At 67.0% G+C, this 19,920-nt stretch carries 16 protein-coding genes; 10 read left to right on the forward strand and 6 right to left on the reverse strand.

Features of this window, described 5'->3' with window-relative positions; genetic code table 11:
• The first annotated feature begins 78 nt into the window (after positions 1 to 78).
• From ACEN9G_RS03565 to ACEN9G_RS03575, 3 genes are all read left to right on the forward strand, one after another.
• Complete coding sequence (locus ACEN9G_RS03565; RefSeq protein WP_413344115.1) at positions 79 to 843, forward strand: histidine phosphatase family protein; 765 nt, start codon at positions 79 to 81, stop codon at positions 841 to 843.
• Positions 844 to 852: 9 nt separating this feature from the next.
• The gene (locus tag ACEN9G_RS03570; protein WP_483127694.1) at positions 853 to 1,830 is read left to right on the forward strand and encodes an NAD(P)H-hydrate dehydratase; all 978 of its coding nucleotides are present in this window, start codon (positions 853 to 855) and stop codon (positions 1,828 to 1,830) included.
• Between the two features lie 292 nt (positions 1,831 to 2,122).
• On the forward strand, positions 2,123 to 2,560 hold the full coding sequence (locus ACEN9G_RS03575; RefSeq protein WP_413387470.1) for a hypothetical protein: 438 nt from the start codon (positions 2,123 to 2,125) through the stop codon (positions 2,558 to 2,560).
• 186 nt (positions 2,561 to 2,746) lie between these two features.
• On the opposite strand, the gene ACEN9G_RS03580 is transcribed toward ACEN9G_RS03575, so the two are convergent.
• From ACEN9G_RS03580 to ACEN9G_RS03590, 3 genes are all read right to left on the reverse strand, one after another.
• Positions 2,747 to 5,947 carry an efflux RND transporter permease subunit gene (locus tag ACEN9G_RS03580; RefSeq protein ID WP_413341369.1) on the reverse strand — a complete coding sequence of 1,067 codons (3,201 nt, stop codon included), beginning with the start codon at positions 5,945 to 5,947 and terminating at the stop codon, positions 2,747 to 2,749.
• Positions 5,948 to 5,962: 15 nt separating this feature from the next.
• Entirely contained in the window at positions 5,963 to 7,141 is a 1,179-nt protein-coding gene (locus tag ACEN9G_RS03585) for an efflux RND transporter periplasmic adaptor subunit (RefSeq protein WP_413341370.1), read from the reverse strand.
• 240 nt (positions 7,142 to 7,381) lie between these two features.
• Positions 7,382 to 7,801, reverse strand: coding sequence for a divergent PAP2 family protein (locus tag ACEN9G_RS03590; protein ID WP_371761626.1), 420 nt, complete (start codon positions 7,799 to 7,801; stop codon positions 7,382 to 7,384).
• A gap of 175 nt (positions 7,802 to 7,976) precedes the next feature.
• Here ACEN9G_RS03590 and ACEN9G_RS03595 point away from each other — a divergent pair, with 175 nt between their 5' ends.
• The 4 genes from ACEN9G_RS03595 (at position 7,977) to ACEN9G_RS03610 (ending at position 11,730) form a co-directional block, all read left to right on the forward strand.
• On the forward strand, positions 7,977 to 9,017 hold the full coding sequence (locus ACEN9G_RS03595) for a DUF475 domain-containing protein (RefSeq protein ID WP_413341372.1): 1,041 nt from the start codon (positions 7,977 to 7,979) through the stop codon (positions 9,015 to 9,017).
• A 32-nt stretch (positions 9,018 to 9,049) separates the two neighbouring features.
• Complete coding sequence (locus ACEN9G_RS03600) at positions 9,050 to 9,625, forward strand: TerD family protein (protein WP_259452037.1); 576 nt, start codon at positions 9,050 to 9,052, stop codon at positions 9,623 to 9,625.
• An 83-nt stretch (positions 9,626 to 9,708) separates the two neighbouring features.
• Positions 9,709 to 10,113 (forward strand): DUF8785 domain-containing protein, encoded by a 405-nt coding sequence (locus ACEN9G_RS03605; protein WP_413341374.1) that lies wholly within the window; start codon positions 9,709 to 9,711, stop codon positions 10,111 to 10,113.
• Positions 10,114 to 10,224: 111 nt separating this feature from the next.
• Complete coding sequence (locus tag ACEN9G_RS03610) at positions 10,225 to 11,730, forward strand: tryptophan halogenase family protein (RefSeq protein WP_413341375.1); 1,506 nt, start codon at positions 10,225 to 10,227, stop codon at positions 11,728 to 11,730.
• A 137-nt stretch (positions 11,731 to 11,867) separates the two neighbouring features.
• On the opposite strand, the gene ACEN9G_RS03615 is transcribed toward ACEN9G_RS03610, so the two are convergent.
• Together ACEN9G_RS03615 and ACEN9G_RS03620 are read right to left on the reverse strand one after the other, a co-directional pair.
• Positions 11,868 to 14,396 (reverse strand): coiled-coil domain-containing protein, encoded by a 2,529-nt coding sequence (locus ACEN9G_RS03615; RefSeq protein ID WP_483127695.1) that lies wholly within the window; start codon positions 14,394 to 14,396, stop codon positions 11,868 to 11,870.
• 114 nt (positions 14,397 to 14,510) lie between these two features.
• Positions 14,511 to 15,512 (reverse strand): serine/threonine protein kinase, encoded by a 1,002-nt coding sequence (locus ACEN9G_RS03620; protein ID WP_413341991.1) that lies wholly within the window; start codon positions 15,510 to 15,512, stop codon positions 14,511 to 14,513.
• A gap of 78 nt (positions 15,513 to 15,590) precedes the next feature.
• On the opposite strand from ACEN9G_RS03620, the gene ACEN9G_RS03625 reads away from it, so the two are divergent.
• Positions 15,591 to 16,277 (forward strand): UPF0149 family protein, encoded by a 687-nt coding sequence (locus tag ACEN9G_RS03625; protein ID WP_413341989.1) that lies wholly within the window; start codon positions 15,591 to 15,593, stop codon positions 16,275 to 16,277.
• A gap of 71 nt (positions 16,278 to 16,348) precedes the next feature.
• Here the strand turns inward: ACEN9G_RS03625 and ACEN9G_RS03630 are convergent, their stop codons facing one another.
• Positions 16,349 to 17,464: an HPP family protein gene (locus ACEN9G_RS03630; RefSeq protein WP_413341988.1), complete on the reverse strand. Its 1,116-nt coding sequence runs from the start codon at positions 17,462 to 17,464 to the stop codon at positions 16,349 to 16,351.
• Between the two features lie 260 nt (positions 17,465 to 17,724).
• On the opposite strand from ACEN9G_RS03630, the gene ACEN9G_RS03635 reads away from it, so the two are divergent.
• Entirely contained in the window at positions 17,725 to 18,069 is a 345-nt protein-coding gene (locus tag ACEN9G_RS03635) for a MarR family winged helix-turn-helix transcriptional regulator (RefSeq protein WP_156403887.1), read from the forward strand.
• Positions 18,070 to 18,073: 4 nt separating this feature from the next.
• Positions 18,074 to 19,834, forward strand: coding sequence for a chloride channel protein (locus ACEN9G_RS03640; protein ID WP_413341986.1), 1,761 nt, complete (start codon positions 18,074 to 18,076; stop codon positions 19,832 to 19,834).
• The last annotated feature ends 86 nt before the right edge of the window (positions 19,835 to 19,920 follow it).

Here is a 19,920-nt window from a genome sequence, read left to right on the forward strand (position 1 = left end):
TTCGTCCGGAATCGTGCGCGGAAATCCCGCCGAATCCGTCTATGATCGCGTCATGTCAAAATCACAAACGGTCGGATGATGGATCAAAAGTGGCCACAGGAAATCTGGCTCGTCAGGCACGGGCAAAGCGCCGGCAATGTCGCGCGCGATGCCGCCGAAGCGGCGGCGGGCCTGCTCATCGACATCGCCGGGCGCGACGTCGACGTGCCCCTGTCCGAGCTGGGCGTGCGCCAGTCGCAGGCCCTGTCGGGCTGGTTCGCCGCGCTGCCGCCCGGCAGCCAGCCGAACGTCGTGCTGCATTCGCCGTACGTGCGCGCCGCCGAGACCGCCAATATCCTGATGCAGCGCCTGAACCGCGACGAGTTGCTGGCCGTCCACGCCGACGAACGCCTGCGCGAAAAAGAGTTCGGCATCCTCGACCGCCTGACGGTGCGCGGTATTGCCGAGAAATATCCCGAGCTGCATGAGCAACGCCACCACGTCGGCAAGTTCTATTTCCGCCCGCCGGGTGGCGAGAGCTGGTGCGACGTCATCCTGCGCCTGCGCAGCGTCCTCGACACCATCACGCGCGAGTACCCGCGCGAGCGCGTGCTGATCGTCGCGCACCAGGTCATCGTCAATTGCTTCCGCTACCTGATCGAGCGGATGGACGAGGCCACGATCCTCGAGCAGGACCGCGCCGGCGACGTGCCGAACTGCTCCGTCACGTCGTACGCGTTCGATCCCACGCTGGGCAAGCGCGGCAAGCTGGCCGTCCGCCTGGTCAATTTCGTCGCCCCGCTCGAAGCCACCGGCACGCCGGTCACGGTCGCCAAAGACCAGCCCACCGCCGCCAAGGCCTGAGGTCCTTTCATGACGCTGCACACCCATGCCCGCCCGCGCGACGTCGATACGAGCCTGCTGCGCAGCTGGCCGCTGCCCGTGCCCTCGAACGACGCCGACAAGGAAGACCGCGGCCACGTGCTCGTCCTCGGCGGCTCGCGCGAGATGCCGGGCCCCGTGATCCTGGCCGCGACGGCAGCCCTGCGCGCCGGCGCCGGCAAGCTGACCATTGCCACCGGCCGCAGCGTGGCCCAGTTGGTAGCGCTCGCTATTCCGGAATCGCGCGTGCTGGGGCTGGCGGAAAACGATGCCGGCGGCTTTACGGTCGAAGCCGTGGCCGCGCTCGATCCGCTGGCGGACAAGATCAGCGCCATCCTCATCGGCCCCGGCATGCGGGACGAGGTCGCGACGGCCCGCCTCGTGCACGCGCTGCTGCCGCGTCTCGACGGCACCGACACGAACGTGTTGCTCGACGCCGAGGCGATGGGCGCGGTGTTGCATCCGCCCATGGGCAACCCACCCTTCCGCTTCAACGTGCCGGTCCTGTTGACGCCGCATGCGGGCGAGATGGCCCACCTGACGGGCATCGCGAAAGACGAGATCGGCGCGGCACCGGACCGCCATGCCATCGAAGCGGCCCAACACTGGAACGCCGTCGTCGCGCTGAAGGGCGCGCGCACCGTGATCGCGGCGCCGGGCGGCGAACGATGGCAGCACGAAGGCGGCAACGTCGGGCTCGCCACGTCCGGTTCGGGCGACGTGCTGGCCGGCATCATCGCGGGGCTCGCGGCGCGCGGCGCCACGCTCGCGCAGGCCGCCGCCTGGGGCGTCGCGCTGCACGCGCGCGCAGGCGAGCGCCTCGCCGAACGCTTCGGCAGACTGGGTTACCTGGCGCGGGAATTGTGCGACGTCATTCCCGCCCTGCTCGAACAGGCCGCCGGCGACAGCGCCGATGCGGCGTCACGACCTTCCGGCAGCTTCGCCGGGGGACAAAGGGTTGAACGATGACGGTTCGGCTCTTATCTAATCCGCATGTGTCGACGTTGCAGGCGGCACGGCGGAACAAGGGAAACTCTGGTTTCCCAAAGCAGAAGGCGTGCAATCCGACGAACCGGCCGGCACGCTGCCGGTCAAATGCTGACAGTCGGATTCGTACGCCACCGGGGCCGCGTATTGCGTCGGTTCCCTGATGGTTCACGCTTGGACCGCATGGTCCATCGGGAACCCTAAGCCCCGCCTCACTTCCAGTGCTCACCGGGAGACGGCGGTAAACGATAGACGTGAACGAGGAGTAAAACAAATGAAAGCTCTTAACAACGCATCGAAAATTCTGTTTGCTGCAGCCCTGATGGCCAGCCTGGCCGCTTGCAAGAAGAATGACACCACCAGCACGACCGGTACCGGCGACACGTCGGCCACCGCGCCGAGCAGCAGCTCCGGCACCAGCGGCACGACCGGCGCCACCGGCACGGGCACGACGGGTGACACCACCGGCACCGGGACCGGCGCGACCGGCACGATGGGCGGCGCAACCGGCGCGACCGGCACCACCGGCGACACCGGCACGGGCGCAACGGGCACCGGCACCACCGGTACGGGCGCAACCGGCACCACCGGTACCGGCGCAACGGGCACGACCGGCGGCACCGGCTCGTCGGGCACGTCGGGCACGTCGGGCACGACCGGCAGCGACACGTCGGGCACCGGCACCTCGGGCACCGGTACCTCAGGCCGCTGATCGCCGTGGCGCACCGGCCAAGGGTCGGGAACGGCCCTTGGCACCGGCATGCACTGGGCGCGGCGGATGCGGCCCTAGTGCATGCCGTGACACGATGAAAAAAAAAAGACCTGCGGGGCAGGTCTTCTTGGGCCTGCGCTTGCAGGCCCTTCTCATTGCATGCCGGCCGCAGCCGGCACCACACCGTTACGCCGTCGCCGGGCGGCCGCGGCCGGTAGCGAAGCGGCCGGCCTTCACGATCAGGCGGAAGACCAGGCGCACGAGCACCAGCGTGAGGATCGCTTCGACGAAGGTCATCACGAACGCCGGCAGCGCCGTGAAGCGGGCCGCGCGGCGGTGGAACTTGGCCACCATGCGGTCGCGGGCGATCTCGATGCTGTCGTAGAAGGTCGGGACGACCAGCAGGGTCAGCACGGTCGACGTGATCGTGCCGCCGATGATCGCGATGGCCAGCGGCTGGTAGAACTCGCCCGAGTCGCCCAGGGCCAGCGCCACCGGCAGCATGCCGGCGATCAGCGCGAACGTCGTCATCAGGATCGGACGCAGGCGGGCGCGGCCGGCGGCCATCAGCGCGTCTTCGCGGTCCATGCCTTCCGCCTCCCGGGTACGGGCGGCGTCCAGCAGCAGGATCGCGTTCTTCGCCACGAGACCCATCAACATGATGATGCCGATGAAGCTCATCAGGTTCAGCGTGCCGTTCGTGAGCAGCAGCGCGACGACGACGCCGATCAGCGACAGCGGCAGCGACAGCATCACGGCGAGCGGCGCCGTGAACGAGCCGAACTGCATCACCAGGATCAGGTACATGAGGCCGATACCCGAGACCAGCGCGATCGTCATCTGCGTGAACACTTCCTGCTGATCCTTGCTCTGGCCACCCAACGACAGGCCATAGCCCGGCGGGAAGTCCATCGATTTCGCCAGCTTGAGGGCGTCGTCCATGACTTCGCCATTCGAGCGGCCCTGGGCATTGGCCGACACGCGCACGACGCGCTTGCCGTCCTTGTGCTCGATCGCGGACGGGCCCTTGCCCATCGTGATCTTGGCGATCTGGTCCAGCGGCACCATCATGTTGCTGCCGGTGACGGCGATCGGCAGGCGCTCGATGTTCTCCAGGCCCACGCGGTCTTCCGGCGCGAGGCGCACGGCCACGTCGCGAGTCTCGCCCGTCGGGTCGACCCAGTCGCCGACCTCGATGCCGGCGAACGCGACGCGCAGCGCGGTGGCGGCGTCGCCGACCGAGATGCCCATCATGTTCGACAGGCCGCGGTCCAGCTCGATCTGCAGCTCGTCCTTCGGATCCTGCTGGGACAGCGTGACGTCCACGGCGCCCGGTACCTGGCGCAGCTTGTCCATGTACGCGTTGGTCAGATCCATCAGCTTGCGCGAATCCGAGCCGGTGAATTCGATCTGCACGGGCTTGCCGTTGCCGTTCAGGTCGTCCGTGACCGTGTACTCGGCACCGACGAGGCGCGCGATCTTGTCGCGCAACTCGACGGCGATCTCGGAGGCACTGCGCTTGCGTTCGCCGCGCTTGCCGATGTCGACGTAGATGCGGCCGCCGCCCGAGTTGATCGAGGCGTTCGTGTCCTTCGTCTCCGGCATCGTGCGCGCCAGCGTGGCCGCTTCTTCCATCTTCATGCGGGCATAGCCCACCGACGACGACGCCGGCGTACGCACTTCGATCAGCAGCTGGCCGCTGTCCTGCTTCGGCAGGAACGACGTGCCGCCGAACTTGCCCTGCAGGCCCAGCGCCGCGACGAGGCTGGCGACGGCGATGATGGCCATCCAGCGGCGGTGGTGCAGCGCCCAGGCGATCACATGGCCGTAGCGGTTGGCCTGGTGATCGAACCACGTGTTGAAGCGCGCGAGATATTTCTCGATACCCTTCTTGGGCGCATGGTGATGGCCCGGCGGGTCGCCCCAGTAGGCGGACAGCATCGGGTCGAGCGTGAACGAAATGAACAGCGACACGATCACGGAGCAGGCGACTGTGAGTGCGAACGGACGGAACCATTCGCCCGAGATGCCCGGCATGAAGGCGACGGGGATGAACACGGCCATGATCGAGAACGTCGTCGACGCGACGGCCATGCCGATCTCCGCGGTACCCTCGAGGGCGGCCGTGCGGCGGTCGGAACCGTTTTCCATGTGGCGGACGATGTTTTCCCGCACGACGATCGCATCGTCGATCAGCACGCCGATCGCGAGCGACAGGCCCAGCAGCGTCATGAAGTTCAGGGTGAAGCCGCACAGCCACACGGCGATGAACGCGGCCAGCACGGACGTCGGCAGCGACAGTGCGGTGATCAGCGTGGAACGCCACGAGTTCAGGAAAGCGTACACGACGAAGATCGTCAGCACGGCGCCGAACACGAGCGATTCGATGACGTTGTTCAGGCTGTCCTGCGCGTCTTCGCCGCCGTCGTACGAAATGTCCAGCTTGGTGCCGGCCGGCAATTCCTTGCGGATCTGCTCGATTTCGGCGCGCACCTTCTTGGCGATGCCGACGGTCGATCCTTCGCGCGACCGCACGATCTGGATACCGACGTTGGGCTTGCCGCTGCGCATCGACACGCTGTCGATGTCGGCGAAGCCGTCCTTGATCTCGGCCACCTGGTTCAGGCGCACGACGGTGTCGCCGTTGCGCTTGACGACCACCTGCGAGAAATCTTCCGGACGCTCGATGCGGCCGACGAGGCGGATGCCCTTCTCGTCCAGTTCGCTACGCACCTTGCCGACCGGCGCGTTCGTGTTCTGGCGCGACAGCGCATTCGTGACGTCGCTGACGGAGACATTGTATTCGCGCAGCTTTTCCGAATGGAGCAGCACGGACAGCTCACGGCGCAGCGAACCGTTCACCTGCACGTTGGCGACGCCGTCGATCGCACGGAAGCGGTCGGCCAGCTGGTCTTCGGCCAGGCGCGAGATCTCGGCATGGCTCTGCGTGCTCGACGACAGCGCCAGGTTCATGATCGGCTGGGCGGACGGGTCGACGCGGCGCAGCACCGGTTCGCGCATCTCGATCGGCAGCTTGTAGCGGACGGACGCGATGGCGTTGCGGACGTCGTCCGACGCCTCGATCAGGTTGCGCTTGAAGTCGAAACGCAGCACGATCGTCGCGCTGCCCTCGTTGGCGTACGCGTTCACCTCGGTCACGCCGGTGATGGCGAGCATCTGCTTCTCGAGGCGTTCGATGAGTTCGCGTTCGGACGTTTCCGGCGACGCGCCCGGATACGGGATCGTCACGACGATGATCGGAATCTCGACGTCCGGGTTCTGGTTCACGCGCAAGTGATTGAGCGCGAGCAGGCCCATGCACATCATGCCGATGATCAGCACGAGTGTCGCGATGGGCTTCTTGACACTGAAATTGGACAGGAACATGGTGGTTAATCCCGCTTATTTACCCTGGGGTGCGCTGTTGGTCGTACTGGCGGCGCTGGCCACGCGCGATGCGGCCGCCATCTCCACCTTCTGCCCGTCCTTCAGGGTCGAGCCCGGGTGGCGCAGCACGGTGTCGCCGGAGGCCAGGCCGTTCTTGATTTCGAAATTGCCGGTGCGCGGATCGCGCGAACCCACCGTCAGGTCGATCTTCGCCAGCTGGCCGCCCTTCACTTTCCAGGCATAGGTCTTGTCGCCGGCCTTGACCATCGCGGATTCCGGCAAGGTGATCGCATCGGACAGCACGGCGTCGATGCGGCCCTCGGCATACAGGCCGGCCACGCGCGGACGGGCCTCGTTCGTGAAGCCGACGAGCACCTCGACCTGGCGCGTGATGTCGTTCGCGGACGGGTCGATGCGCTTGACGACGCCGGTGAACTTTTGCTCGCCGTAACCGTTGACGCGGAAGAAGACCGGCTGGCCGACCTTGACGGCAGCGATCTTGTCGGCCGACACGCGGCCTTCGAAGCGCATGCTCGTCGGATCGATCACCTTCAGCAATTCCTTGCCGATGGCGGCCGTGTCGCCGGGGGAGACTTTACGGTCGGAGACGATGCCGTCGAACGGCGCGCGCACGACGGTGCGGGTCACCTGCTGCTGGGCAGCCACGAGGCGTGCCTTCGCGGCGGACAGCTCGCTCTGGGCACTGTTGCGGCGCACTTCGGCGTCGTCCAGCGCCTGGGCGGACGTCATGCCGGACGCGCGCAGCGTCTTCAGGCGCTCGAGGGCGCGGTTCGACTGGTCCAGGGCCTGGGAGGCGGCGCGCTGGGCTTCCTGGGCGGACATCAGGCTGTCGCGGATCGACGTCTCGTCCAGCTTGACGAGCACGTCGCCTTTCTTGACCGGGTCGCCGTTCTCTTTCAGTACCTGCAGCACGATGGCGGACACTTCCGCGCGCAGGTCGGCCTTGCGTTCCGGCTGGACCGAGCCCGTGATCACCGGGCCGTTCGCGAGCGCACTGCTCTGCACGGTCAGGACATCCTCGGGAGCGACGAGCAGCTGGACGGCCTTGCCATCCTTCTGCTTGGCATCCGCCTGCGCGTTAGCGGCGTCGGGCTTTGCAGGGTCCTTGTCATGTTTGCCGCACGCACTGAGTGCGGAAGCAATAGCAAGGAAGATTATAGTTTTGCGCAGCATTTCTTGGTTCCCCCGAGGATGGACTCGTTACCTGTAAAAATAAGAATATAAAAGGCCAGCGCGCAGTATCGAATAGGCGGTCTTGACCGTCAATTGACGTTTCGGCAAAGCGCGGTTTTGGTGGGATGAACTGCAGATAGGCGGGATGAAATGCGTTTGGCCGAGTATGAAATGCGCGACAAAACGGACAAGCGGCGGACAGGCGGCGGACAGGGCGGACGTCCGCCGCCTGGTGGCTGCTTACTGGACGAGCAGGCGATACACCAGGTTCCCCATCAGGATCCCGGTGACGATACCCCCGCCGATCTCGACGAGCGTATGCCCCATCCGCTCGCGCAAGGTCGTGTGGCCGGCTTGTCCCGCGGCCAGGCGGTTGATGGCGGCGGCCTGGCGGCCGACGTGCTGGCGCAGACTGTTGGCGTCGATCATCACGATGAAGCACAGGGTGACGGCCACGCCGAACGCCGGGTGGCCAATGCCCTCGCGCAGGGCGATCAGGGTTGCCATGCTGGTGACGGTGGCGCTGTGGTTGCTGGGAAAGCCGCCATTGCCGACCAGGTTGAACGCCCAGCGCCCCTGGCGCGCACTGTTGATGAGGAATTTGATCGGGCCGACCACGAGCCAGGTCAGCACCGGGGTGACCAGATAAGAGACATCCATGTGAAATCCATTCAAGGGGAAACGGGAGGCACGACGCCGGGCGGCATTATGGCAGATGCGATGTCACGTGAGCAATTCACGCTGTGGCGATCGATGCGCCCGCCAAAGCGGGAAACGGGTTAATATGCGCGGTGTGGTCATTCAGACAATGCGTATATAAGAACTGGAGAGGTACATGCAACATTTCAGGTTGTCGTTCGTCGTCACCGCCGTCCTGCTGGCGCTGGCCGGCTGGTGGGGCTTTTCCCACGGTGGCAGCGCCGGCCTCCTGCAAGCGCTGTGGATCGCGGCCGTGCTGGGCGTGCTCGAGATCTCGCTGTCGTTCGACAACGCGGTCGTCAACGCGTCCGTCCTGCGCAACTGGAACGCGTTCTGGCAAAAACTGTTCCTCACGGTCGGCATCGTCGTCGCCGTGTTCGGCATGCGCCTGCTGTTCCCCCTCCTCATCGTGTCGGTGGCGACGGGCCTGGGCCTGATCGACGTCTGGCACATGGCCGTCAACAACCCGGACGAGTACGCCCGCAACCTGACGTCGCGCCATGCCGAAGTGGCCGCGTTCGGCGGTGCATTCCTGTTGCTGGTCTTCCTCAACTTCCTGTTCGACGAGGAAAAGGAACTCCATTGGCTGGGCTGGATCGAAGAAAAGATCGGCAAGTACGGCTCGGAAGGCCTCGCCATCCTGCTCACCCTGCTCGCCGTGTTCGGCTGCATGAGCCTCGTGCCGCAGGAGCGCAAGCTGTCCACGCTCATCGCGGGCGTCGTCGGCGTGCTCGTGTACGTGGGCGTGAACTGGTTCTCCGGACTGCTGGAGGAAGAAGAATCCGACCCGGCCGTCGGCAAGCTGATTTCGCAGGGCAGTATCGGCGGCTTTTTATACCTGGAAGTGCTGGACGCGTCGTTCAGCTTCGACGGCGTGATCGGCGCATTTGCCATCACGAACGACGTCGTCGTGATCATGCTCGGCCTCGCCATCGGCGCCATGTTCGTGCGGTCGCTGACCGTGTTCCTCGTGCACAAGGGCACGCTGGAAGAATTCGTCTTCCTCGAGCACGGCGCGCACTACGCGATCGGCATCCTGGCCGTGATCATGTTCGCCAGCGTCGAGTACGAGATTCCCGAATGGTTCACCGGCCTGTCCGGCGTGGCCTTCATCCTGGTATCGCTGTGGTCGTCGATCCGCTACAAGAAGCGCGAGCAACTCGAGTCGGCGACCTGAAAACCCGTAGACATTAATAGAAAGGAAGCAAGATGGCGATCAGTTTGCAGAAAGGCGGCAACGTCAACCTGTCCAAGGAAGATCCGAACCTGAAAAAGGTCATCATCGGCCTCGGCTGGGATCCCCGCGCGACCGACGGCGCCACCTTCGACCTCGACGGCAGCGCCTTCCTGCTGCGCGGCGACGGCAAGGTGCGCGGCGATGCCGACTTCATCTTCTACAACAACCTGCAGTCCAGCGACGGCTCCGTCAAGCACACGGGCGACAACCGCACGGGCCAGGGCGAAGGCGACGACGAACGCCTCATGGTCGACCTCACGCGCGTGCCGCCCGAGGTGGAAAAGATCGCGTTCGCCGTCACCATCCATGAAGCGGACCAGCGCCGCCAGAGCTTCGGCCAGGTCGCCCGCGCCTTCATCCGCTGCCTGAACGCGGACGGCGAGCGCGAGATCGCCCGCTACGACCTGTCGGAAGACAGCTCGACGGAGACGGCGATGATCTTCGGCGAGCTGTACCGCTATGGCAGCGAGTGGAAATTCCGCGCCGTGGGCCAGGGCTATAACGGCGGCCTCGGGCCCCTCGCCCGTTCGTTCGGGGTGCAGGTCTAAGATTAGCCTAATTGACAATCCGGGCGCCCATGTCAGAATGGGCGCGCTTCGTCACGCCCTTGACCTTAATCTCGCACACGACCATGCCCAAGACCCTGCCGCGCCGCGCCATCGCCATCCTCGCCTCCGTCGTCATCGCCGCCGTGGCGCTGTTCGCCCTGTACACGTGGCTCGTGCTGAACTGGTCGTACTCGGAAGGCGAACGGGCTGGCTACCTGCAGAAACTGTCGCGCAAGGGCTGGCTGTGCAAGACCTGGGAAGGCGAGATCCTGCTGTCCAGCATGCCGGGCGCCATTCCCGAGCGCTTCAACTTCACCGTGCGCGACGAGAACGTCGTGCGCCAGCTGCAGGCGGCCATGGGGCAGCGCGTGCAGCTGACCTATTCGCAGCACGTCGGCGTTCCGAGCAGCTGCTTCGGCGAGACCGGGTACTTCGTCGACAAGGCCGTCGTCGGCGGGTCGAATCCGGTGGCCCCCAGCAATATGTGATGCGTTGTTGCGTCCATTTTGTTAAAGAAATGTTATACGCAAACATTTCTGTTGCGGGCCACAAGTCCCTGCCCTACACTCTCCTGAGAAAGCAATACGACAGGAGACAACATGCAACAAAACCCCATCCGTAAAATCGTCATCGTGGGGGGCGGCACGGCCGGCTGGATGGCCGCGGCACCGCTGGCCCAGCGCATGGGCCAGCGCTGCGAGATCGTGCTGGTGGAATCGCCGGACATCGGCACGATCGGGGTGGGCGAAGCGACCTTGCCGACGATCCGCTTCTATAACGCGGCCCTCCAGCTCGACCACGCCGACTTCATCAAGAAGACCCAGGCCAGCTTCAAGCTCGGCATCGAATTCAAGGACTGGGGCCACGTCGGCAACCGCTTCTTCCACGGCTTCGGCGACTTCGGCCCGCCCATCAACGGCATCCAGGCGCACCACTACTGGCTGCGCCTCGCGCGCACCTTCGATCACATGCCCGCGCTGGAAAACTGGTCGATGGCATCGGTCATGGCGCGCGAGAACAAGTTCACGATGCCGAACGACGCGCAGCCGGGCGCCACGGACGCCTATTCGTTCGGCTACCATTTCGACGCCGGCCTGTACGCCGCCTTCCTGCGCGATTACGCGATGGCGCGCGGCGCCAAGCGCGTCGAAGGCACGATCACCAGCGTCGACCAGCACCCGGAGACGGGCTTCGTCACGGCCGTGCGCCTGGCGGATGGCCGCACGCTCGACGGCGACCTGTTCATCGACTGCTCGGGCTTCCGCGGCCTGCTGATCGAAGGCGCGCTGAAGGCCGGCTACGACGACTGGAGCGAGCACCTGCCGTGCAACAGCGCCCTCGCCGTCCCGTGCGCGCGCGTCGAACCCCTGACGCCGTACACCCGTTCGACGGCCAAGGGCGCGGGCTGGCTGTGGCGCATCCCGCTGCAGCACCGCACCGGCAACGGCCACGTGTACAGCAACGCGTTCACGACCGACGAAACAGCACGCCAGGACCTGCTCGACGGCCTCGACGGGGCCGCGCTGGACGAGCCGCGCCAGCTGCGCTTCGTCACCGGCAAGCGCAAGAAATCGTGGGTCAAGAACGTCGTGGCGATGGGGCTGTCGGCCGGCTTCGTCGAACCGCTGGAATCGACCAGCATCAGCCTGATCGAAACGGCGATCGGCACCCTGATCGAACAGTTCCCGGACCGCGATTTCCGTCCCGAGCTGGCGGACGAATTCAACCGGATCATCGGCAGCCGCTACGAGTCGATCCGCGACTTCATCGTCATGCACTACAAGCTGACGAAGCGCGACGACACGGAATTCTGGCGCTATTGCGCGAACATGACGATCCCCGATTCGCTCGCGCACCAGATCGAACTGTTCCGCGAGACGGGCCGCGTCGCGATCCTCGACCGCGACAGTTTTCTCCTCCCCTCGTTCGTCGCGATGCTGGTCGGCCTCGGTGTCGAGCCGAAGCGCTACGATCCGTTCGTGGACGATGTCGACATGCGCCAGCTGCACGGGCACTTCGCGGGACTGCGTGACCTGATCGTGCAGACGGTGGCGAAGATGCCGGGGCACGGGGCGTATCTGGAGAAGAACGCGAAGGCCGGCTAGTACCGTCATTCCCGCGTACGCGGGAATCCATACTTAGGATCCGAAGACGCTCTACCAAATACGCTGCAGGGCCTTCGACTTACCGAATTCTGTAACTCAGCATGGGTTCCCGCTTTCGCGGGAACGACGCATTCGGGTTACTCGTGATCGCGGTCGGCCCGCTGCTTGGCCACCGCATCCGCGAGCCGCAGCGCCGCCTGCACTTTCGAGGGCTGCTGCGAGAACCGCCCCAGCACCTCGCGCGCGAGGTCTTCCGATTCGGCGCGCTGCTTGGCTTCGGCCTGGCGCGCCTCGATCTGCTCGCGCAGCGCGGCCAGTTCCGCCACCTGATCTTCCTGGCGCACGGATTCCAGCTCGACGAGGCGCTTCTTCGCCTCCGCCATTTCCTGCGTGGCGAGCGCCGTCTTGCGCTGCATTTCCGCCGCCAGCTGGGCGTTCGCGAGCAGCGCGCGCTGGGCGTCGCGCTTGTCGATCGCGGCCTGCGCCGCCGCCTGCTCGGCCGCCTCGCGCATCTTCGCCAGCTGCGCGCGCTCCTCTTCGGCGGCCGCGCGGGCTTCCGCCGCGGTCACCGCGGCGCGCTCGGACGCCATGCGTGCGGCGGCCGCTTCGTTGGCGCGCACGTCGGCGGCCGTCTGCTGCTGTTGCGACGACAGCTTTTGTTCCAGCAGCAGCAAGGCGTCGTGCGCGGCATCGGCGGCCGCGCGTTCGGCCGCCAGCAATTCTTCCGTCAACGCCTGCTGGCGGCGTTCGTGGGCGGCGCGGTCGGCCTGCGCCTGCGCCAGTTCGGCCGCGCGGGCGGCCTGCTCGCGCTGGGCGTCGGCGATCGCCTGCTCGTGGTCGGCCTGGCGCGCCGCCTGTTCCGTGATCGCGCGCTGGGCCTCGATTGCAGCCTGGCGCTCGGCGGCGGCGCGCTGCTCGTGCCCGGCCTGCGCGGCCAGCAGCGCCGCGTGTTCCTGTTCGGCAGCCACGCGGCGCGCGTCGAATTCGGCCTGCTGGGCCGCCAACGCTTCGCGCTGGGCCTGCAGCCGGGTGGCGTGCTCCCGTTCGGCCGCGGCGAAGCGCGCTTCCGTTTCGGCGCGCAGCGCGGCGATTTCGCGCTGCTGGGCTTCGAGCCGTTCGGCCAGTTGAATCGTTTGCTCCTGTTCCGCGGCGGCGCGGGCTTCGGCGGCGACGGCCAGCGCGCGTTCCGCCTCGATGCGTGCCTGCTGGCGCGCCAGCGCCTCCTGCTCCGCCTGCACGCGCGCCTGTTCGGCCTGTGCCAGCGCCTGCGCCTGCGCGGCGCGTTCCTCCGCCAGCCGCGCCGCTTCGCGCTCGTGTTCGACCCGCTCCGCCTCGGCCGCGCGTTCCGCCTCGGCTGCCGCGTTCTGCGCGGCGCGTGCGGCGGCGGCCGCTTCAGTCAAGGCTGCGCGCTCCTCGGCCAGCTGGCGCTCGCGCTGCTGGGTGTCCAGATCGCGCTGCGCCGCCTCCTGCGCGACGCGGTCGGCTTCCATCCGCAGGCGCGCCTGCTCGGTGGCTGCGCGCTCGGCGTCCAGGCGGGCCTGGCTTTGCTGGGACTCTTCCTCTTCCGCGGCGGCGCGGGCCATGGCCACGTCGCGCAGCTTGCGGTCCGCTTCGATGCGGGCTTCCGTCGCGGCCAGGATGCGGGCTTCGGCTTCGCGCCGCGCGGCGGCGGCATCGGCCGCCATCTGTTCCAGGCGTTCGCGGTGGATGGCCGCGTCGCGCAATTCCTTCTCCGTCTGCAGGCGCATGCGCAGCGATTGCGCGGCCGTCCGCTCCGATTCCACCTGGGCCAGCGCGATGGCTTCCCGTTCCTGTTCGATGTGCGCGAGGGCGCGGGCTTCCTCGATTGCGCGTGCCTCCGCGGACGCGCGCGCGAACGCGGACGCGAGCGCCACCTGGTCCGCGCGTTCGCGCTGCTGCGCCAGTTCCAGTGCCTCGGCTTCGGCCTGCGCCAGTTTCTCCGCGGTCTGGCGCGCGGCCCGCTCGGCCCGTTCGCGTTCGCGCGCGAGGATCGCCACACGGGCGTCGGCGCTGGCGCTGTGGTGCACTTCCTCGCGCGCCGCATGCACGGCCGCCACGCGTTCGGCCGCCTGCAGGCGCGCCTGTTCGGCGTGGATCGCGAGATCGTCGGCGTCACGCTGGGCGCGGGCGGCGATCTCGGTATCGATGCGCGCCTGTTCCGCCGCGCGCTTGCGGGCATCGTCCTCGGCGCGGGTGCGGGCTTCGGCCGCGATGCGGATCTGCGTGTCCGATTCGACGCGGGCGCGCAGTCCCGCCGTCTCCTGGCGGATCGCTTCCAGGCGCTCGGCGGCGGCCTTGGCGGCGGCACGCAGGGTTTCGATACGGTCGCGGTTCGCCTCGATCGCCTCTTCCGAAGCCTGCGCGTTCGCGAGGGCGGCAGCCGCCGCTTCGGCGTCGATCGCGGCGCGCTCCTCGGCCAGGCTGCGCGCACGCGCTTCCGCGTGGGCGCGGTTCTCCGCCGCCACCGCCGCCTTCGCTTCCGCCTCCACGCGCGCGATGCCTTCCTTGATCGCGCGCTGTTCCAGATGCTCGCGCTGTGGCTCGACCTGCGGCGCCACGTGGTCTTGCGCGGCGGGCATCAGGTCGATCGTGAAGTCGGCGTCGTCTTTCTGTGCGGATGGATCGGTGCGGTCGGCGTCGGTCATGGATGGCTCGTCAAGTGGCTTTTGCGGACCCGGGCGAGTCCGCACTTAATTATGCGACACGGTTCTGTTTCGTGTCACGCCGAGCTGAATCGTAAACCTCTGTCAATTCCAGCGTTAGACCGGGAACAACGGCGGTTCATCCATCAGCGCCACCTGCTCGCGCAATTCGAGGATGCGGTCTTGCCAGTACCGCTGGGTATTAAACCAGGGAAATGCCGCAGGGAACGCCGGATCGTCCCAGCGCATCGCCAGCCACGCCGAATAATGGATGAGCCGCAGCGTGCGCAGCGCCTCGACGAGGTACAGCTGGCGCGGATCGAATTCGCAGAAGTCTTCGTAGCCCGCCAGCACGTCGGCCAGCTGCCCCACCATCTCCTGGCGCTCGCCCGACAGCAGCATCCACAGGTCCTGCACGGCCGGGCCCATGCGGCTGTCGTCGAAGTCGACGAAGTGCGGACCGTCGCCCGTCCACAGCACGTTGCCCGCGTGGCAATCGCCGTGCAGGCGCAGCAGGGATAGTTGCCCGGCCCGGTCGTAGCAGCGCGCGACGCCGTCCAGGGCCTGGTCCAGCACGCTCGTATAAGCGGTCAGCAATTCGGGCGGGATGAAACCGTGGCCGATCAGCCAGGCGCGCGGCTCCCTGCCGAACGTGTCGAGGTCGAGCCGGGGCCGCTCCGCGAACGGCTTCACGGCGCCTACCGCGTGGATGCGGCCGATGAAGCGGCCGATCCATTCCAGCGTGGCCGGGTCGGACAGCTCCGGCGCGCGGCCGCCGCGGCTGGGGAAGACGGCGAAGCGGAAGCCGCCGTGCTCGTGCAGCGTGCGGCCGTCGAGGACGCAGGCCGGTACGACCGGGACTTCCTGGTCGGCCAGTTCCTGCACGAACGCGTGCTCTTCGAGGATGGCGGCATCGCTCCAGCGTCCGGGCCTGTAAAACTTCACGACGACGGGCTGGCCTTCTTCGCGGCCCACGCGGTACACACGGTTTTCGTAGCTGTTCAGCGCGAGCAGGCGGCCGTCGCCGCGCAGGCCCACACTGTCGACGGCATCGAGCACCATCGCCGGATCGAGACGCGAGAAGGGATGGCCGGAGGTGTTATCAGAGGGATTATCCATCCCGCCATTGTAAGGTTTTCGCCGGCCAGGAGGCGGAAGCGTTACACTGGCGCCTTCAACGCAAGGGAAACAGAAACAATGCAACTCGACCAGCCCCTCTCCGAAAAAGAATTCGACGACCTCGACAACTTCCTCCTGTCCGATCGCTGCTCCGACGACGCGATGACGATGGACACGCTGCACGGCTACCTGACCGCCATCGCGATCGGTCCGGAAACCATCATGCCGGCCGAATGGCTGCCGCGCGTGTGGGGCGAGGAAGGCGCCGTGCCCAAGTGGAAAAACCCGAAGGAAGAAGAACGCATCGTCAACCTGATCATGCGCTTCATGAACGAGGTGCTCGTCACCTTCGAGGTCGCGCCGAAGGAATTCGAGCCGCTGTACGTCGAGCACGACATCAACGGCGAGACGCTGATCGACGCCGAGGCGTGGTGCTGGGGTTTCTGGGAAGGCATGGAACTGCGTCCCGGCTCGTGGGAAGAAATCTGGGACTCGGAAGCGGGCCCGCTGATGCGCCCGATCTACCTGCTGGGCGCCGACGAGATCGACGAAAGCGAGCTGAAGGAAGTCGAGGACCCGAAGAAGGCACACAAGCTGGCGCTGGAGATCGAGGCCAACCTGCCGGGCATCCACCGCTTCTGGCTGCCGCGCCGCAAGGTCGCCGTCGAGACGGTGCGCCGCGACGAGCCCAAGGTCGGCCGCAACGACGACTGCCCGTGTGGCAGCGGCAAGAAATACAAAAAATGCTGCGGAGCCGATGACTAAGACCGGGGTCAGAGCCCGGTTTTAGGCAATTTCCCAAAATCGGGCTCTGACCCCGGTTTGTGCTGGCGCAATCAGGCCGCCTCCGCCAGGCGGCTTTCGAACAGCGCGGCCAGCAGGTCCGACTGGCTGACCACCCCCAGGAACACCGCCCGCTCGTCCACCACGGGAATGTGGTGCAACCCGCCGTTGCTCATCAGCGGCACGAGCGTGGCGATCGGTTCGTCCTTGCTGACGACCGCGACCTTCGTCGACATCAATTCCCCCACCGTCCCCGCCCGTTCCGGCCGCACGCCCAGCACGTGGGCGAACAGGCCGCGCAGGCGTTCGCCCACCGTCTGGTAATCGTCCAGGCCCGCATGGTGCAGGAAATCGCCCTGGCCGATGATGCCGGCCACGCGGTGCGACGCATCCAGCACCGGCAGCGCGTGCAGGTTGTGGTGGCGCAGCAGGCGCCACGCTTCGTCGAGCGGCATGGTCGGCGTGGCGGTCACGACGTCCTTCGACATGATCGCGCCGCAGTTCACCGTGCCGAAGCGGCGCGCGTAGGCGCGTTGCTCCGTCTGCAGCAGGATGTCTTCCAGGTCGTCGCGGCTGACGTCCAGCACCTGGCCGTAGCGGGCCAGCACGGCATCGAGGTCCTCGGCCGTAAAGCCCAGGCGCGCCATCGGGGCCGGATCGCGCGTCGCGTGCGCGGCCTGTTGCGCCGTGCGCAGCGCCGATTTCTGGTTGTGCGGATAGCGCCGGCCCGTCAGGTTGTTGAAGACGAGCGCCGCGAGCACGATCAGCGTGGAGTTCAGGCACACGGGCAGGAACGCGAACTCGAAGCCGGCCGCGTGGATGGCCGGGCCGCCGAGGACGGCCGTCAGCGCGACCGCGCCGCTGGGCGGGTGCAGGCAGCGCAGCAGGAACATCACGAAGATCGCGCAGGCACCCGCCAGCGGGGCCGCGAGGGCCGGGTTGGCGACGCTCTTGGCGCAAATGATGCCGATCAGCGCGGAAATCGTGTTCCCCCCGATCACCGACCACGGCTGGGCCAGCGGGCTGGCCGGCACGCAGAACAGCAGCACGGCCGATGCGCCCATCGGCGCGACGAGGGCCAGCGACCCGATGCCCGAGCCCCTGGTGAGCATGTCGCTGAGGATCGCCGTCACGAACAGTCCCACGAGGGCCCCTGCCACCGCGCGCATGCGTTCCCCGCGCGGCACTGTATTCGGTTGCGGTACGAACGAGCGCAACCATTCCAAACTGTGTTCCAGCATCATTCCTGTCGATTGTAAAAGAACGGCAACGCCGGGGCATCGCACGCTTTTGCTAAAAAAATGTATCACGTTATGATATATTATTTGGTTCCCGAAGCCAACGCCCCTTGCACAACAAGCCAGTGAAAGACGAATCTCCCCCGCTGTCCAAGACGGATTTCGCCGCATTGTCGGAATTCCGCTACCAGATGCGGCGCTACGAGCGCTTCTCCGAAAACGCCGTGCAGGCCGAGGGCATCACGCCGCTGCAATACCTGCTGCTCCTGCACATCAAGGGTTTTCCCGGACGCGAATGGGCCACCGTCGGCGATCTGGCCGAGCGCCTGCAGGCCAAGCAGCACGGCGTCGTCGCGCTCGTCACGCGCTGCGAGGCGGGCGAACTGGTCGTGCGCCGCACGAATGCCGAGGACCGGCGCCGTGTGGAAGTGCACCTGCTGCCCAAGGGCGAGGCGCTGTTGACGCGGCTGGCCGCCGTCCACCGCGCCGAGCTGCGCGCCCTGCAGGGCGTCTTTACTATTCCTAATCTTGCATAACAAAATGAAAACTGCCACGCACCCCTCCACGCCGCGGCGCGATTTTTCAGGCGACGCCAGCCTGATCCGCATCGCCGCCCTCGCCGCCGTCATCGGCGCGCTTAGCACGGTCGCCGCGCACGTCCTGCTGGCCATGATCCGCTTCTTCACGGACCTGTTCTTCTATGGGAAATTCTCGTTCGCCGAGCTGTCTCCCGCCGACAATACCCTGGGCCCGTGGGTCATCGGCATCCCCGTGATCGGCGGCCTGATCATCGGCCTGATCGCCCGCTACGGCACCGAGGCAATCCGCGGCCACGGCATTCCCGAAGCCATCGAGGCGATCCTGTTCAAGCGCAGCGCGATGTCGCCGAAGGTGGCCGTGCTGAAACCGGTGTCGTCGGGCATCGCGATCGGCAGCGGCGGCCCGTTCGGCGCGGAAGGGCCGATCATCATGACGGGCGGCGCGATCGGCTCGCTGATCGCCCAGCACTTCCACCTGACGGGCGGCGAGCGCAAATCGCTGCTCGTGGCCGGCGCCGTGGCCGGCATGACCGCCGTGTTCGGCACGCCGGTGGCCGCCGTGCTGATGGCCGTCGAGCTCCTGTTGTTCGAACTGCGTCCGCGCAGCCTGCTGCCGGTGGCGACCGCGTGCGCCGTGGCCGGCTTCCTGCGTCCGCTCGCGATCGGTTCCGGCGCGCTGTTCCCGGTCGCGACGGCTCCCGTCGCACCGATCGCCCTCCTCTCCTGCCTCGCGGCCGGCATCGCATGCGGCGCGCTCGCGTGGCTGATGTCGACGGCGCTGTACCGCGTCGAGGACGGCTTTCACCGCCTGCCGATCCACTGGATGTGGTGGCCGGCGCTGGGCGGTCTCGTCGTCGGCATCGGCGGCTACTTCGAGCCGCGCGCGCTGGGTGTCGGCTATGACGTCATCGGCGATCTGCTGCACAACCACATGGTGGCCAGTGCCATCGTCGGCCTGCTGGCGGTGAAACTGGTGATCTGGCTGATCGCGCTCGGTTCCGGCACGTCCGGCGGCGTGCTGGCCCCGCTGCTGATGCTCGGCGCGGGCCTCGGCGCCCTGCTGGGCCCGTACCTGCCGGGCGCCGAACCCGCGCTGTGGCCGCTCGTGTTCATGGCCGCCACGCTGGGCGGCATGATGCGCGCGCCCGTGATGGCCGTCGTGTTCGCGTTCGAGCTGACGCACGACGCCAACGCCCTGCTGCCGCTGCTGGCCGCCGCGGCCGGCGCCTACGGTTTCACGGTGCTGACGATGGGCCGCTCGATCCTGACGGAAAAGATCGCCCGCCGCGGCCACCACATCTACCGCGAATACGGTATCGACCCGCTCGAGCGCCACAGCGTGGCCGAGGTGATGAGCTCTGACGTCCACTACATCGATGCCGATGCCACGATCGGCGACGTCCTCGCCACGCAGTTCGGCCCGGGCCAGAAGCACCGCGGCTTTCCGGTCACGCGCGCCGGGCTCGTCGTTGGCATGGTCGAGCGCGACACCTTGAACGGCCACCCGCCGGCGCTGCGCGTCGGCGACCTGTTCGGCGCCAACCCGCCGCTCGTCGCCCTGCCCGGCGAAACGTGCCGCGCCGTGGCCACGCGCCTGGCCGTGCACGGCATCGAGCGCCTGCCGGTCGTCGCGCAGACGGGGCATGCGCAACTGCTGGGCGTCGTCAGCCGCAGCGACCTGATCAAGGCGAGTGCGACCTTGCACGACGAGGAACACGAGCGCCGCACGTTGCGCACCCTGCCGCTGGTGCGCCGTCCTTGAGATAAGGCAAGCAGGGTCCAGCGTGTTGCTGAACAATCATGTACGATAAGCAACGCGCGTTCGCGCGTTGTGTCACCTAGAGAGGA

This window comes from Massilia sp. Masssp94, from assembly GCF_059491305.1.